14 protein-coding genes are annotated in these 15,804 nt (G+C 65.6%); 6 read left to right on the top strand and 8 right to left on the bottom strand.

Annotated elements, in window-relative coordinates; genetic code table 11:
* The first annotated feature begins 5 nt into the window (after nt 1-5).
* Entirely contained in the window at nt 6-1,268 is a 1,263-nt protein-coding gene (locus tag A7X65_RS01570; RefSeq protein WP_063682618.1) for a serine hydrolase domain-containing protein, read from the top strand.
* On the opposite strand, the gene A7X65_RS01565 is transcribed toward A7X65_RS01570, so the two are convergent.
* Nucleotides 1,254-3,716 (bottom strand): putative bifunctional diguanylate cyclase/phosphodiesterase, encoded by a 2,463-nt coding sequence (locus tag A7X65_RS01565; protein ID WP_063682617.1) that lies wholly within the window; start codon nt 3,714-3,716, stop codon nt 1,254-1,256. The two genes, A7X65_RS01570 and A7X65_RS01565, sit on opposite strands and share 15 nt — an antisense overlap.
* A gap of 1,227 nt (nt 3,717-4,943) precedes the next feature.
* Nucleotides 4,944-5,795 (bottom strand): LysR family transcriptional regulator, encoded by an 852-nt coding sequence (locus A7X65_RS01560; protein WP_063682616.1) that lies wholly within the window; start codon nt 5,793-5,795, stop codon nt 4,944-4,946.
* Nucleotides 5,796-5,902: 107 nt separating this feature from the next.
* On the opposite strand from A7X65_RS01560, the gene A7X65_RS01555 reads away from it, so the two are divergent.
* Nucleotides 5,903-6,895 (top strand): zinc-dependent alcohol dehydrogenase family protein, encoded by a 993-nt coding sequence (locus A7X65_RS01555; protein ID WP_186467367.1) that lies wholly within the window; start codon nt 5,903-5,905, stop codon nt 6,893-6,895.
* Nucleotides 6,896-6,905: 10 nt separating this feature from the next.
* Here the strand turns inward: A7X65_RS01555 and A7X65_RS42425 are convergent, their stop codons facing one another.
* Nucleotides 6,906-7,100, bottom strand: coding sequence for a hypothetical protein (locus tag A7X65_RS42425; RefSeq protein ID WP_063682615.1), 195 nt, complete (start codon nt 7,098-7,100; stop codon nt 6,906-6,908).
* Between the two features lie 675 nt (nt 7,101-7,775).
* Nucleotides 7,776-8,849 (bottom strand): hypothetical protein, encoded by a 1,074-nt coding sequence (locus A7X65_RS01545; RefSeq protein WP_063682614.1) that lies wholly within the window; start codon nt 8,847-8,849, stop codon nt 7,776-7,778.
* Nucleotides 8,850-9,099: 250 nt separating this feature from the next.
* Between A7X65_RS01545 and A7X65_RS01540 the strand changes: the two genes are divergently transcribed.
* Nucleotides 9,100-10,128: a patatin-like phospholipase family protein gene (locus A7X65_RS01540; protein WP_063682613.1), complete on the top strand. Its 1,029-nt coding sequence runs from the start codon at nt 9,100-9,102 to the stop codon at nt 10,126-10,128.
* A gap of 100 nt (nt 10,129-10,228) precedes the next feature.
* Here A7X65_RS01540 and A7X65_RS01535 read toward each other — a convergent pair whose 3' ends face one another.
* Nucleotides 10,229-10,657: a CBS domain-containing protein gene (locus A7X65_RS01535; RefSeq protein ID WP_063682612.1), complete on the bottom strand. Its 429-nt coding sequence runs from the start codon at nt 10,655-10,657 to the stop codon at nt 10,229-10,231.
* Between the two features lie 191 nt (nt 10,658-10,848).
* Nucleotides 10,849-11,655: a rhomboid family intramembrane serine protease gene (locus A7X65_RS01530; RefSeq protein ID WP_208608594.1), complete on the bottom strand. Its 807-nt coding sequence runs from the start codon at nt 11,653-11,655 to the stop codon at nt 10,849-10,851.
* Between the two features lie 453 nt (nt 11,656-12,108).
* Here A7X65_RS01530 and A7X65_RS01525 point away from each other — a divergent pair, with 453 nt between their 5' ends.
* Both A7X65_RS01525 and A7X65_RS01520 read left to right on the top strand, forming a co-directional pair.
* Nucleotides 12,109-12,663, top strand: coding sequence for a PAS domain-containing protein (locus A7X65_RS01525; RefSeq protein ID WP_063682611.1), 555 nt, complete (start codon nt 12,109-12,111; stop codon nt 12,661-12,663).
* A gap of 212 nt (nt 12,664-12,875) precedes the next feature.
* Nucleotides 12,876-13,673, top strand: a complete 798-nt coding sequence (locus A7X65_RS01520) for a Crp/Fnr family transcriptional regulator (protein ID WP_063682610.1) — start codon at nt 12,876-12,878, stop codon at nt 13,671-13,673.
* Nucleotides 13,674-13,950: 277 nt separating this feature from the next.
* Here the strand turns inward: A7X65_RS01520 and A7X65_RS01515 are convergent, their stop codons facing one another.
* Nucleotides 13,951-14,442 carry a phasin gene (locus A7X65_RS01515; RefSeq protein ID WP_245323196.1) on the bottom strand — a complete coding sequence of 164 codons (492 nt, stop codon included), beginning with the start codon at nt 14,440-14,442 and terminating at the stop codon, nt 13,951-13,953.
* Nucleotides 14,443-14,899: 457 nt separating this feature from the next.
* Here A7X65_RS01515 and A7X65_RS01510 point away from each other — a divergent pair, with 457 nt between their 5' ends.
* A complete protein-coding gene (locus A7X65_RS01510) occupies nt 14,900-15,328 on the top strand; it encodes a cupin domain-containing protein (protein ID WP_063684740.1) in 429 nt (142 codons plus the stop codon).
* 60 nt (nt 15,329-15,388) lie between these two features.
* Here the strand turns inward: A7X65_RS01510 and A7X65_RS01505 are convergent, their stop codons facing one another.
* Entirely contained in the window at nt 15,389-15,775 is a 387-nt protein-coding gene (locus tag A7X65_RS01505; protein ID WP_063682609.1) for a COG4315 family predicted lipoprotein, read from the bottom strand.
* Nucleotides 15,776-15,804 lie beyond the last annotated feature (29 nt).

Raw genomic sequence — 15,804 nt, 5'->3', positions numbered from 1 at the left:
CCGGAATGAAACGTCGTGAATTTCTGGTCGGGGCCGCGCTGCTGGCCGGCTCGATGGGCCGAAGCAGCGCCGCCGCCAACATCCCCGCCCCCTCGCCCGGCGGCCTCGATCGCATCACCGACTATTTCAACAACGAGGTGACGACCGGCCGGCTGGCCGGCGCGGTGCTCATGGTGCAGCAGCACGGCAAGCCGGTCTATTTGAAGAGCATCGGCGTACGCGACTCCAGGACGGGCCTGGCGATGACGCCCGACACGATCTTCTCGATCCACTCGATGACCAAGCCGGTCACGTGCCTCGGCGCGATGATGCTGATCGACGAGGGCAAGCTCGCGCTCACCGATCCCGTCTCGAAATACATCCCGCTTTTTGCCGAGACCAAGGTCGGCATCGAGCCGGATGGCAGCGCGAAGCTCGAACTCGAGCCGCCGGTCCGTCCCGTCAACATCGAGGATCTGCTGCGGCACACCTCCGGCATCAGCTACGAATATATCGGCGCTCCCTGGGTCCTGCAGGTCTACCAGGCCGCCAATATCTTCGAGGGCCCCTTCAACAACAGGCAATTCGCCGACCGCATCGCCAAGCTGCCGCTGACGCGCCAGCCCGGGACGCTGTGGCGCTACGGCCATTCCACCGACGTGCTCGGCGCCGTCATCGAGATCATCTCGGGCCAGACGCTGTACCAGTTCCTGAAAGCACGCATTCTCGATCCGCTCGGCATGAGCAGCACCAAGTTCGTGCTGACGACCCCGGAGGAGCGCGCCCGCATGGCGCGGCCGCTGCCGAACGATCCGATCCTGCTCGCCGGCGAGCGCGACCGCCTCGCCCATCCCGAATGGGAATCCGGCGGCGGCGGCCTGCTCTCGACCATCACCGACTATCAGCGCTTCTCGCAGATGCTGCTCAATGGCGGCGAGTTCGAGGGCAAGCGCTACTTGAGCCCGGCGGCCTTCAAAGCGATGACGACCGATCACGTCGGCCCCGGCTCCGGCGTCGGACGCGACTATTTCTATTTCCCCGGCGACGGTTTTGGTTATGGCTACGGCATCGGCGTGCGCACCGATCCCGGCAATGCCAAGCCGCCGCCGGCGGGTTCGATCGGCGAGCTGAAATGGGACTCAGGCAGCGGCACCTATTTCGGCGTCGATCCCAAGCTCGACATGGTCTACCTCTTGATGCAGCAGACCCAGAACGAGCGCAGCCGCATCACGCCTGCGTTCAAGGAGCTGGTCTACGGCTGCTTCCCCGAAGAGCTACGCCGCCCGTGAGGCGCGCTGGCCGAAATCGGCCAGCAGCTTTGCGATCTCGGCGGCGGGCCGTGCCGCGCTGAACAGAAATCCCTGCACCTCGTTACAGCCTTCGGCGCGCAACCAGTCGAGCTGGTCCTCGGTCTCGACGCCTTCCGCGGTCGTGGTGATGTTGAGGCTGCGGCCGAGCCCCGAGATCGCGCGCACGATCGCACCGCAATCGGGGCGCCGCGCCAGGTCCTTGACGAAGGAACGGTCGATCTTGATCTTGTCGAACGGGAAGCTGCGGAGATAGCTGAGGCTGGAATAGCCGGTGCCGAAATCATCCATGGAGATGCTGACGCCAAGCTCGCGCAGCTGATGCAGCGTCGCCAGATTGGCATCGGTCTCGGCCAGGAAGATCGACTCGGTGATCTCCAGCTCGAGCCGCTTCGGCGACAGGCCAGACTGCGCCAGCGCCGAGATCACCACTTGAACCAGATTGCGGCTGCGGAACTGCGCCGGCGACAGGTTGACCGCGACCTTGACGTCGGCAGGCCATTTCACCGCTTCGGCGCAGGCCTCGCGCAGCACCCATTCGCCGAGCTGCGTGATCAGGCCGATGTCTTCGGCGACCGGAATGAATTCCGCCGGCGAGATCATGCCCTTGTCGGGGTGACGCCAGCGCAGCAGCGACTCGAAGCCGGAGATGCGGTCGGAGGCGATCGAGACCAGCGGCTGATAGTGCAGCTCGAACTCGCCGTTGGCAAAGGCACGGCGCAAATCGAGCTCCATGTCGCGGCGCTTCTGCGCCTGCAGGTCCATCTCTCGCTCGAAGAAATGATGCACGCCGCCACCGTCCGACTTCGCCCGGTACAGCGCCATGTCGGCGTTGCGCATCAGCTCCTCCGACGTCGTGCCGTCGCCCGGCGACAGCGCAATGCCGATGCTGGCGCCGATCACCATCTCCTGCCCGTCGATCTCATAGGGCGTCTTCAGCATGTCGATCAGCAAGGTCGCGCAGGCGCTCGCCTCGTTCGGGGAGACGTCGGCGGCGAGGATCACGGCGAACTCGTCGCCGCCGAGCCGCGCCGCGAGATTGGCGCCGCGAACCACGGTGGTCAGGCGTTCGGCGACCTCCTTCAACAGGCGGTCGCCCGAGGGATGCCCGAAGGAATCGTTGATGTTCTTGAACAGGTCGAGATCGATGTAGAGCACGCCGACCCGCTTGCCCCCGGCCTGGTCGAGCGCCTGCTTCAGCCGCTCCTGGAAATATTCGCGGTTCGGCAGGTCGGTGAGCCCGTCATGATGCGCCATGTGGGCGATGCGCGCCTCGGCCTTGCGCCGCTCGGTGATGTCGACCACCGCAACGAGGTAGCCGTCGCGATCGTCGAAGGCGACGCGGCGGCCGAAGGTGAGCACCTCGATCTCGCTGCCGTCGGCGCGCAAATGGCGCCAGTTGCGCGAGGAGTGATAGGTGTCGCCGACGCGCTCGAGCGCCTCGGCGTGGCTGTCCCATTCGTCCTCCGGCCAGATCTCGTGCAGCTTCATGCGCAGGAACGTGGTGCGGCTGTAGCCGTAATGCTGGACGGCAGCGTCGTTGACGCTGAGGAATTCCTTGGTCTGTGCGTCGAACACCCACATCGGCATCGGGTTGTTGTCGAACAGCAGCCGGAAGGAGGCGTCGCGCCGTTTCAGGGCGGTGACATCGGAGATCGTCAGCGAGACCACATCGGCAAAGGCGGTGGCGCTCAGGCGGAGGTGACGGCCGCCGTGCTCGATCTCGAGCTGCTCGCCGCGGCCGCCGGAGACGGTCTTGACCAGGAATTTGATGATCTCCGGCGCTGCGAGCAGCGTGCCGCTCTCGCCGATCCGGCGCCACAGCAGGGCCGCGCCCGCGGCTTGCAGCAGCGCGGCGGCGCTCTTGTTGTGATGCACGATCTGGAGATCGAACGGCCTGCCCGCGGCATCGCGCAGCGTCGCCAGCGAGATCACCGCATCGTCGGTCGCCGAGAAGATCGCATCCAGCAGATTATATTGCGCACCGCGCTCGTTGACATAGGCGCCCACCAGCGTGGCACCCCAGCGCGAGGCGGTCGGCAGCGCCAGCACATCATAGGTCCTGACCATGCCGTCGCGCACGCAATGCGCGCTCGCCTGATGCGGACGCCCGTTCGCAAGCGCGCTGGCAGCAGCTTCCGACAACGCCGTGGCGCAGTCCGGCGAGAGCTCGGCGACCGGGATGTCCCAGCGCTCCTCGCCGAGCCATTTCTGCACGTAGCGGCCGCTGCGCGACAATTCGAGCGCGCCGTCGTTCTTCAGGAGCGCGATGTGATCGGCCAGCCGGCCGAGGCTGCCGAGCATCACGTCCTCGTAGCGCGGCAGCCGCTCACCCGGCTTCAACGCCGCACGCCATTTGCGCTGAAGCACCGGGATGTCATCGAACATTTCGGCGGCCGGTTTTCCCGGCATCTTCTTCGCGGCAGTCATCGCAGTCCCCAACGCACTTTCCCCGCGCATCCAATTCAGGTGCACTTAATGGCGTGTAAAGAGCGCGCGAACGCGGGTTCCATTTCTCGATTGTGACAGTTTTAAGTCCGGTGTTGGTTAGTGGGCGTTAGAGACTATGACGGTTTGATTTGCGCGTGCGGTGAAGCGGCGATCAGATCTCTCCACGTCGTCCCGGCGAAGGCCGGGACCCATAACCACAGCAGTGAGTTTGGTGCGGGCTTGCGGTTCGGTACTTCGATCGAATGCAATCGACAGATTCCGCGGTATGGGTCCCGGCCTTCGCCGGGACGACATCGGGGAGATGGTGCCGCAGTCCCATCCACACCGTCATTGCGAGCGCAGCGAAGCAATCAGAGTCTCTCTGCGGTGAACAATCTGCATTGCTTCGTCGCTTCGCTCCTCGCAATGACGGCGCGTGGGTGGCAGCTCGTAGGATGGGTAGAGCGAAGCGAAACCCATCAACACTTCCTGCTTGGAGAGATGATGGGTTTCGCTTCGCTCTACCCATCCTACGTCTCCCGGGCACGCCTTCGCGTCCTCGCGGCTGGTTTCGCCCGAGCTTTGCTTGTGTCACCCCCGATGAAAGAGGGCGCAGGGAAGACCGGGTGCCGGCCGGGCACCCACGGTCCACTGTGCGGAAGGTGGCAACAAGAATTTGCACAGCGGCATACAGGTGAAGCCAAACATCCGGCCTTCCCTGCGCAGTGGCTTTACGGCTTATGTCGTGCTCTCCCCGGGGAGCGATGCACTATTGCCCCCGTCGTCCCGCGAGATGGCTGATGCACGTGCCCGGTCGGGCCGCCACACCACCGCTGGGACTTGACGCACAGACCCCGGGCGTCAGGACCACACGATTTTGCCGTACGCTGATGGCACCGGTCGTATGCGCGGGGTCCTTGCTCACGGTCTCCCGCCCTGCAAGGCCGTTCGCGCCAACGCCATCCGCGTCCACCGCCTTCCGGCCCGCGTTCGTGACGATCGCGATACGCCCCTCTTCCATGGGCCGGGTTGCGGCGATGGATACGCCGTTTCCGAATTTCGGTAAAGTGGAATATTTTCAGCCGCGTGCGTTGACCGAGAGATGGGATGTTTTGCCCGTCGGGCAGCACAAGGTCTCGTAGCCCGGATGGAGCGCAGCGTAATCCGGGATCGCATCCGCGGATGAAGCGCCCCCGGATTGCGCTTCGCTCCATCCGGGCTACGGCTTTACCCCGCCAGCTTCTCGATCACCACGTCCAGCAGCGCACGCAGACGGGCCAGGCGCTTGAGGTCGCGGTGATAGCCGACATAGGTGTCGCGGCCGGGCGGCGGCGCGCCGATGTCGAGCGCGACGAGGCGCCGATCGCGATCGCCGATCGGACGCGGCAGCACGGCCAATCCGCCGCCCCCGGCGCACAGCTCGGCCTGCGCCTGCCTGTTGTTGCTGCGCGAGGCGACCTCCGCGTTCGGCAGCGTGCGCTTCAGCCAGACCGCGTCGGGCATGTCGGCGAATTCGGCGTTCATGGTCACGACGCGGACGCCGCTTCCGTCGCCGGCACGCGGCGCCCTGCTGCCCTTCCGGCCATAGAGCGCGTAGGGAATGTGGAGCAGCTTGCGCGAGATCACCTCGGGCTCGCTGAACGGCTTGATGCGGAAGACGAGATCGGCCTCGCGGCGCGGCAGGCTGTAGAGACGCGCGTCGGTCAGGAGCTCGACAGTCACCTTCGGGTAGCGCTTTCCGAAAGCGGCGATCACCGGCGACAGCATCACCGTTCCGAACCAGTCCGACGACGACAGGCGCAACAAGCCGTCGAGCTCGGTCTCCACGCCGCTCACGCGCCGCTCCAGTGCGAGCGCCTCCTCCTCGATCCGCTCGGCATGCCGCAGCACGGCCGTGCCCTCGTCGGTGAGGACGAAGCCGTCGGCGGTGCGCTGGAACAGGGTCTGCCCCAGCGCCGCCTCGAGCGCACGAAGCCGCCGTCCCATGGTCGGCTGGGTCTGTCCGATCTTTCGCGCGGCCGCGCCGAGGGTGCCCTCGCGCGCGATCGCCAGGAAGATGCGCAGGTCGCTCCAGTCCATCGCGATAGCTCCATACAAAAATGCACGATGATTGTACATCCTTGTTTCTTCCCATGCAAAAATTCATGGGCATATTGGAGGCCGACAACGGAGCAAGGACGATCATCATGACCAGACCATCGACGATGCGCGCAGGCGTGCTGGAGGCCCACAATGCGCCGCTGCGCATCTCCCAGATCTCGATGCCGGAGCCTGGCGCCGGCGAGGTTCTGGTCCGGGTGCGCGCGAGCGGGGTCAATCCGCTCGACACCAAGATCCACGCGGGCGCCGCAGCGCATGCGCGCCATCCGTTGCCCGCCATTCCCGGGATCGATCTCGCCGGCGTGGTCGAACAGACCGGACGCGGCGTCACGCGGTTCAAGCCGGGCGACGAGGTCTACGGCATGACCGGCGGCGTCGGCGGCGTGCAGGGATCGCTCGCGGAGTTCGCGGCCGTCGATGCCGACCTGCTGGCGCTGAAGCCCGCCAATCTCAGCATGCGCGAGGCCGCCGCGCTGCCGCTGATCTTCATCACGGCCTGGGAAGGCCTGATCGACCGCGCGGCCTTGAAGGCCGGACAGAAGGTGCTGATCCAGGGCGGCGCGGGCGGCGTCGGCCATGTCGCGATCCAGATCGCGCGTGCGCTCGGTGCAGACGTGTTCGCGACGGGCTCGGCGTCGCAGCGCGCGACGATCGAAGGCTTCGGCGCCGTCTTCATCGACCGCGACACCGCGGTCGAGACCTACGTGGCAGAGCACACCGGCGGCCGCGGCTTCGACATCGTCTACGACACCGTCGGCGGCAAGGTGCTCGATGCGTCCTTCGCCGCGGTGCGCCGCTTCGGCCATGTGGTGAGCGCGCTGGGCTGGGGCACGCATGCGCTGGCGCCGCTGTCGTTCCGTGCCGCCACCTATTCCGGCGTGTTCACGCTGCTGCCGCTGCTGACAGGCGAAGGCCGCGCGCATCACGGAGAGATCATGCGCGAGGCAACGCGCCTGATCGAAGCCGGCAAGCTCGTGCCGCTCGTCGATACAAGGCGCTTCATGCTCGAGACTGTCGGCGATGCCTATGCGCTGATCCGCGATCGCGCCGCCAAGGGCAAGCTGATCGTGGATGTCTGAGCTGGTAGCCCTAGTCCTCGCTGGACGCAGCGGAGCGCTTGCGCAAGTAGGCTTGCGACAGCAGGAAGAACAACGCGCGCTCGCCATGATATTTGGCGGCCGGCCGCGTGCGCTCGAAACCGTCGGCAAATATCTTGCCGGACTGGTCGCACACCTGCCACCGCCAACCGAACCGTTTGCGCCTGGTAAGGATCACTTCGAACATGCCGACGGGCTTGGTCCCTGCTCTTCCGGTCTCGCAGGCAACCAGCCTGCTCCGGCGTCCCCCATTGGACGGATGCCCGACATATAACGCAGCGGGATGGAAAGAGAATAAAATTGATTATCGGAATTGCGTATCTTCCACCGGCGATGCGATGTCACGACATCGCGGAATAAGCCGACGCTGACGGTGTTAAACGGCGCTCCGATGCAGCTTGGTAGCGCTCACAACGCGTATGCAAATCCGAACACAAGAGACGAAGCCCGGTAAGCAAACGCTCACCGGCCTTGCGTGCAATATATGTTAAGCCGTTGGCCGCGCCCTTGCCTGAAGATAGGCAGATAGCGGTCTCCCTGCACGATCACCTTGGTCAGCACCGCTGGCAAGATCGGCTCGGACAACGTTACCACTGCCACGCCGAGATTTTCCTCGGACCGGTGCAGCCTTGCTTGTCGGAAATCGGCGCGATCCACGGCTTCTGCGCGGCAGCCAGCCAAATGCGATCTGCGGCAACGCCCTCTTCGCCGCAGCGATCTTGCCGCGCAGGGGGGCCAGCGTCTGATTGGCTTTTCGTGCGCTGGATGAGAAGTTCGGCAGGATATTGCAGCGCTTACAGAACGCCCAGGTCCCGGCTCAGCGCTGCATCACTTCGTGCTGCACCGCATCCGGAGCACGCGATCAGCGCGCGACGACTTCGACCTCGCCGTCGACGCCGTTCACGACGTTGAAGCCGCGCTCGTAGACCTTGCCCTCGTTCTTGGCGATGGCGCGGTACTCGCCTTCGGACAGCACGACGCGCGGGAAGGCGCCGATCGATTCCTTGATGACGTCGCCGCCGGGCGTCAGCACCGACCAGGCGGTGTTGGCGAGCGCCTCGCCGCCCCTGTCGCTGACGAGCTTGAGCGTGATCACGGCGGCGCGGTGGGTGATGGTGACGTCGGTGAGCTTGCCGGCCTGGACGCGGATGTCGGAGCGCACCACCGAGTTGGCATCGCCGTAGTTGGAGATGATGTAGTAGGTGCCCTCGGGCAGCAGCACGACGTCGCCGGCGGCGACGTTCGGCACCAGCGAGGCGCGCTCGCCGGACTCGAACTGGCTGCCCTTGTAGATCGCGAACGAAATCTGGTTCTGCGGAATGCGGCTGGTGCCGACGCGGCCCTCGATGCGCAAGCCCCCGGCGGGCAGCACGAACGACTCGCGGTCGGTCTCGGCCTTCAGGCTGACGGTGCGCACCGCGCTGACGAGGCCGAAGGCGACGTGGACGACGTAGTTGCCGGGCGGCAGCACGATGTTCGGCGTGGCGCTGCGATCCTCGCGGATCAGCTTGAAGGTGCCGTTCTCGTCGGGACGGTCGGCGAATACCCGCCAGACCAGGCCGCTGGTGATCGGCGCGGAGTCCTTGCCGTATCGCGCGGTCAGCGACAGCACGCCCTGGCCGGGCACGGCCGCATTGAGCGGCGCCGCCGACGGCACGGTCGTGACCGCGGGCGGCGGCATGCTGGGCGTATTCGGCTGGGTCAGGGTCGGCGGCAGGCTCGGAGGTCCGGCACCCGGGCCGGAGGGCGGCGCCAGGCTGACCGCCCCGCCGGGATCGGGCACCGAGGCAGGCGGCACCGGCGGCGGCCGATCCGAGAAAAGCTGCGCCTGCGCGGCGTTTTGGCCCGATATCACGAGGCACATGGCAAGACCCAGCGCCGGCAGCAGCCTGCCGCTGCGCCGCCATCCGATGATGCCGTCACCCCCGCGTGTCATGTTCCCTGCTTTTCACCGAAAACGCGGCAAATTCAAGCCTCTGATACCCCAGGAAATACGGTCCCGGCCGGACTTGTGGAACCCGGCTGACGCCTGCGTGATTAGACATGAGGCAAACGCCTCTCGCCATACTCCTGCCCAGCGCCCTCCCCAAAGCGGCATAAACCATGCTTCGCCCCAGAGATGGCGGAGTGCAAAGGGGGTGCCTAGTCTGGTGGTGGGCTGGCCCCCTGCGTAGGAGAGTGTACTGGTGCTCGAGATCTTGAAGGGCCGCGGTGCGAACGGCTCGAACGGTGACAAGGTTGGCCTCGGCGCGACCCGCCGGCCGATCATCGGCCTCGCCCTCGGTGGCGGCGCGGCGCGCGGCTTCGCCCATATCGGTATTCTGAGAACGCTGATCGCCAACGGCATCGTACCCGACGTCGTGGTCGGCACGTCGATCGGCGCCGTGGTCGGCGGCCTGCATGCGGCCGGCCGGCTCGAGACGTTCGAAGAATGGGGGCGCAGCCTGCAGGGGATGCGCAACATCCTCGGCTATCTCGACATCCGCCTCAACGGCTCCGGCCTGCTTGGCGGCGAGAAGCTGGCAACCCGGCTCGAGGCGGCGGTCGGCCAGATCCAGATCGAGGATCTCCCGATCAAGTTCGCGAGCGTCGCGACCGAGGTCCGCACCGGCCACGAGATCTGGCTGACGCGCGGCCGCCTGGTCGACGCGATGCGTGCCTCCTACGCCCTGCCCGGCATCTTCTCGCCGATGCTGATCGGCGACCGCTGGCTGGTGGACGGCGCGCTGGTCAATCCGGTGCCGGTCTCGGCGGCCCGCGCGCTCGGCGCCGAAATCGTCATCGCCGCAAATCTTTCCAGCGACATCTTCACCCATTCCACGACGATCCATTCGCATGGCGCCGCGCCGGAAGCGGTCACGCCCGCGCCGGAGGAAGCCACCGCCAAGCGGCGCTTCCCGCGCCTGTTCTCACCCGAGAAGACCATGAAGCGCGAGTTCTTCGGCGGCGGCGGACGGCCCGGCATCTCCTCGGTGATGGTCGATGCCTTCAACATCATGCAGGACCGCATCACCCGCGCGCGCCTTGCCGGCGACCCGCCGGACATGCTGATCACGCCGCGAGTCGGCCAGTTCGGCTGGTTCGACTTCCACCGTTCCGAGGACCTGATCGCGCACGGCACGCGCGCCGCCGAGCGCGCGCTGGAATCGATCCAGGAGGCGATCGAGGTGCTCGCGCCCGCGCCTGCGGGCCACGCGCCCAAGGTGGAGGAGTAAGGCGCGGCGAGAGCGAAGCTTGTCGCGCGTCACGTGATTGTTCGCGCACGATCTTTCTTCCGGAACGCCGCGCTGCGCGCTCGTCCGGATCGGGCCCCGGTCAGGCCGTCTTGATGTAGTCGCGCAGGGCTTCCTGCTCGGTCTCGTATTCGCGGACACGCCATTTGACGATGTCGCCGATCGAGATCAGGCCGACCACCTTGCCGTTATCGAGGACGGGCAGATGGCGGAACTTGCCTGTCGTCATCGTCTCCATCAGCTCGGCCACCGTGTCGGTCTCCTTGCAGGTCACGACCTTGCGGGTCATCACCTCCGAGACCGGCGCCTCCAGGACGGCGGCGCCGCGCTCGCCGAGCACGCGCACGATGTCGCGCTCGGACAGGATGCCTTCCAGCCGGCTCTGGTTCATCACCAGCACCGCGCCGATCTTCTTCTCGCCGAGCAGCTTGACCGCGGCAGCCAGCTTGGCGTCGGGTTCGACGCTCATGATCTGGTGGCCCTTGGTGTTGAGAATGGAACGTACCGTCATTGTCGCCTCCCTGAATCGGAGCCGTCCGCCTTGGCGGCGGTCCCGGACTTGTTCGCGAGTCTTCAACTAACAGTTTCGGCGCGGGTTTCACGCTCGCGCGCTTGTCGAAGCGTTGCCTCTATGGGCTTGTCGCTTCGGCACATTCTTCACGCGAATGATGGATGAATTCGGGCCGTCCCGCAAGCGCCGCTTCAGATGCGATCTGAAACGTCCCGTGATGACGCATCCGCAGCATCGCTTCGCACGCGCGGCACGGGATCGAACAGCGCGAACAGCAGCAGGCCGGCGAAGAAGCCGCCGATATGCGCCTGCCAGGCGACGCTGGTGGTTTCGGCATCGACGCCGATCGCACCGACGCCGAAGATGATGTTGACGCCGAACCACACGGCGAGGAACGCGACCACCCGCCCGTCGCGCAGCGCACGCGACAGCGGCAGCGCGGGAACTTTCGCGGCGGTATCGGCATCCGAACGGGAGAAGGACAGGAAGCTGCCGCGGGCGAAGGCGAAGCGGATCGCGGCCGCCATTGCGCCCGACACCGAGGCCGAGGCGCCGATCATCGGCGCCACCGCATGCTCATGGGTGACGAGATGGGCCAGCGCGCCGGCCGCCGCCGTCACCGCCATGAAGATAAAGAACCTGACTGCGCCGAAGCGCCGCGCCAGCGCGCTGCCGAACGGCAGCAGCCAGAGCACGTTGAAGCCGAGATGGGTCAGATTGGCGTGCAGCAGCGAATAGGTGACGAAGCTCCAGACCTTGGCACCGGCCCCGCCCGGGATCTGCAGATTGAGCAGCGAGGAATCGTAGCGCTTCGGGATGAAGCCGAAGACGTCGATGGTCCAGTTCTCCAGCTCCGGCGGCAGCAGCACCCGCAGATGGATCACCGCCAGCAGCGCGATATAGGCGGTCAGCGCCACGGGCAGCGTCAGGATCGGCTCGCGCGGAGCCTCTTCGACGACGGCCGGCACGTCCGGCGACGAATCTTGCGGGGAATCCAAGGCAGCTTCGCTTTCAGGCCCGATCGGAGCGACAGTCTTGGAGATAGTCGCCTTTACCGTCCCGGCGCAAGTGCACAAAAGGAAAAGGCAGGGCCCTGGGAAAGCCCTGCCTGTCCGTGTCGGCCTTCCGAACCCCCAGGGAATGAAGGTGTATCCCCACCCCTCCCCGGCCCGTGGCCAAACTGTTTGACGCCCTGTGTACAGACCTCGCCGAGAACCTGGAGAAAAGCGGCGAGGCTTGCGACCGCGGTCACCATAGCAGGGCCGCGCGAGGCACAAAGCGCATAGTTAATTTAACGTTAACAACGCAAAGACGGCCTTAACGGGCGCGAAAACGCCGTCCCGGCATGGACGCTGCAAATCGCCTCCTGCACAACAACAGAAGGGATCGCGGGTGCACTGAAGCGGGACAGATCTGTCCCGGAAGTCGTACCCCGGGGTTAGCGTTCAGCCATGAAACACTCGTCGAGCCGCGCGTTCTTCACGTATTGGGACAAGAAGCGTGGCACCGCGCGGGCGCCCGACCGGGCGGACATCGATCCAGCCGCGGTCCGCGAGCTGCTCGGCGACATCTTCGTGCTCTCCTGCGAGCCCAATCTCGGCTTCCCGTTCCGCGTCGCCGGCACGCGTGTCTGCGCGCTCACCGGACGCGACCTCAAGGACGCGAGCTTCGCCGCGCTGTTCACCGAGACGAGCCGGCGCGAGATCGAGGAGATCACGACCATCGTCGCCGACGAAACGCTGGGCGCAATCGCCGGCCTCACCGCCACGCGCGAGGACGGCAGCAAGGCTTATCTCGAGCTCCTGCTGCTGCCCTTCAATGCCCGCCCGCATACACCGGTGAGCGTCACCGGCGTGCTGGCGCCGTTCGACGACGAATGCGGCACGCTGTCGGCATTCACCCTCACCTCCTGGCGCTACCTGCACCAGCCGGAGAAGCTGCTGCCGCGCGCGATCCGCAAATTGCAGGTCGCCCGCGGGCTGATGGTCTATGAGGGGCTGAGGTAGGAACCACCCTCGCGTCAGACGCGCAGTTGCGAACGGCCGGCTGCGATCTTCGACGGCCTGATCGCAATCGGACACATTCGCGCACCGGCTTGCCAATCCCTCCGAGGAACATTAACTTTTAAGTCGCGTTTATTTCGACTGCCATGGCAAGCGGCAGCGCGACCCGACCGGTGAAAACGCGTCTGCCGGGCCTCCGTCCAGGGACGCTTCCCGTGATGGAGCAAGCGACCAGAGTTGGTAATCGGTTGTTAGCTGCGTTACCGCCGGCCGATTTCGCATTGCTTGCCCCCCATTTGCGAAAAGTAGAGCTCCGGCACGACGCGGTCCTGGTGCGATCGGGCGACAGGATCGAGCACCTGTCCTTTCCCTGCAGCGGCGCGATCGCCCTCATCATGGAGTTGCCGAACGGACAGACGGCGGCAACTGCCGTGATCGGCAACGACGGCGCCGTCGGACTTCTGACGGCGCTCGGTCCGACCCGATCACCCATGACCGCAGTCGTCCGCGTGGCCGGAACCGCTCTGCAGATTTCGCCCGCGCGATTTCATGCTGCGCTCGAACGCAGTGCCGCCCTCGCAACCACGGTTCAGATCTTCACCAGGGCGCTGATGACGCAAGTCCAGCACGTCGCGGCCTGCAATGCGCTGCATTCCGTCGAAGCGCGCCTTGCCCGCTGGCTGCTTCACATTCACGATCGGATGGAGGGCTGCGGCGACGTCCTGCCCCTGACGCAGGAGACGTTGTCGGAGTTGCTCGGCGTCCGGCGGACCACCGTCACGCACGTCGTGAGCGCACTTCGCGCGTCACGGGCGCTGAAATCCAACCGGCGCGGCCAACTCGAGATCGACAGGCGACGGCTCGAGGTCGTCGCATGCGAGTGCTACAAGGTGATGAGCCGCAGGATCGATCGGATCGTCTCGCAGGATGCCGTCAGGCTGCTTCACGCCGCGCCGGCGCGGAACGGCTGCCCGCCGCCCCCGGAATTCCCGTTCGCCAAGACCGATTCATAGACCCAGGCCTCTCGGGCGAACCATTCGTGCGTCGCCGCGCACATCCCGCAATATGTGCGCGAAAAGAACACCGTACTGCACCGAAACCGCTCGCGATCCATCTCGATGCCCGTCGAAATGGCGCGGCCCGTTTCCGGGCATTTGATCATCACCATACCCATCCTGATCTCCTCCAGCCTGGCATCACATTGCGGCACGCTGTCGCCGCATCGGCTGGACGGCGTCTCTTCTGGCGAAGACGCTCGTCCAGCCGATTCACGCGGCCGGTCGCCTCGATTCAAGCAGCCCTATGCAGAACCCGGTTGAAGCTTTTCTTGATCGGCTCGGCCGTCTCGGTGGCGACCTTCTGGGCAAGGTCCCAAAGCTCCCGGTTTTGGCTGGAAGCCGCTTCGAAGGTCTTGCGGCTGTGGGCGGTGGAAAGGTTCACGACGTCCGCAAACGACCTCGCATCCGCAAGCTGGGACAGGAATTCCAGCGTGGAGCTGGTGTTGATGTTTGAAATTTCGATGACCTTGGCGCCGTAATCGGCTGCACGCGTGGCGTTGCTCGAACAGGCTTCGCGGAGCGCCCCGGTGATCTCCTCGGAAGCCGCCTTCATCTGCTCGATATCGGCCTTGGCCCGCGCGGCGCCCTGCTCGGCGAGATCGCCGAAGATCGCCTGGATGTTGAAAAATGGCATGTCGAACTTGAACTTTGCACCGCCGTTCGCCGGCCCGCCCAGCGGAGCGGCATTCGTCCCGGCTTTCACATTGGCATCATTCATCGTCATTCATCCCTTCACGCGAAACCAGACAATGGATTGAAGACTTCCAGAAGCTCTCCCAGGTGCGGGCCGCACCGGGAAACCAGTGCCCCTATTCTCGAATTGGAGCGATGCTGCTGAAAAGCCGCTTTCGCCCCCTGCCTGAGCCCACTATGGCCAACCGGGATCGTGACTTCGGTTCGCTTTCGGACTCTCGACTTGAAATAATTTCGCTTCGAGCGACGAGGGGCCGCGGACGGTATCCTGCGTCTCTAAAGTTGCTGCGATTGCATCCGCCAACTTGAGATCAGTCCGGCCTGCAGGCCCCCGGACGACGAACGCGGTGCGGAGAAGCGTCCGCCGCACGCGATGAGCAAATTGCAGGCACGCGGGCTTATGGCGTATGACGGGCGGCGGTCGCTTTCGTTGCGAACTGACCGAGCGCCGCGGTCTCGATGCAGCCTTTCATCCAGGCGAAACAGCCATGTCCAACATCATTGATTTCGGCTCGCTTCAGCTCCGCTTCCTGCAGAGCAAGGACGACACCGCCGGCAGCGTCGACATCTTCGAAATGACGCTGCAGCCCAATGCGCGGATGCCGATCCCGCACTATCACGACCGCTGGGACGAAACGATCTACGGGCTGTCCGGCGTCTCGACCTGGACGATCGACGGCGCGCAGACCGATCTTGGTCCCGGCGAATCCGTCTTCATCAAGCGTGGCGTCGTGCACGGCTTCGCCAACCGGTCAGCCGGGCCTGCGACATGCCTGTGCATCCTGAGCCCTGGCGTGCTGGGACCGCAGTATTTCAGGGAGATGGCCGCGCTCCTGTCGGCCGGCACGCCGCCAGATCCCGCGAAGATGAAAGAGACGATGCTGCGCCATGGTCTGGTGCCAGCACCGCCCGCGTAAAGCGTGCGATGCGAGGACAGGCTGCGTCACACAGCCCGCCCCGCGCATCCCGGAGACGGACTACGGCATCGCCAGGTGCCAGGCGCCGTTCAGAAAGCCGTCGCCGGTGACGTCGCCGGGCTTGGTGTCCTTGGCGAAGGTGTAGAGCGGCTTGCCCTTGTAGGCCCACTGCTTCGAGCCGTCGTCGCGGGTGATGATGGTGTAGCCGTCGCCGGCGGCATCGCTGGCCTCGGCCTTCAGCACCGGCCAGTTCGTCGCGCACGGGCCGTTGCAGGCCGATTTTCCGTCTGCATCCTTGTCGAACGTGTAGAGGCTCATGCCCTTGGCGTCGGTGAGCACGGTGCCCTTGTCGGTCTTGCCGGTCTTGGTCGGCGGCGCGGCGAAGGCGGCGGGAACGAGCGCGAGCGAGACGGCGAGCGTGAGCACGAGGCGGATCGAGGACGTCATGGTGTCTCCTGTCATGCAATTGGCTTGCA

Source organism: Bradyrhizobium stylosanthis (assembly GCF_001641335.1).
Classification (GTDB): Bacteria; Pseudomonadota; Alphaproteobacteria; order Rhizobiales; family Xanthobacteraceae; genus Bradyrhizobium; species Bradyrhizobium stylosanthis.
Note: the sequence above shows the minus strand (reverse complement) of the source record. Positions and strands in the feature narration are given on the sequence as shown.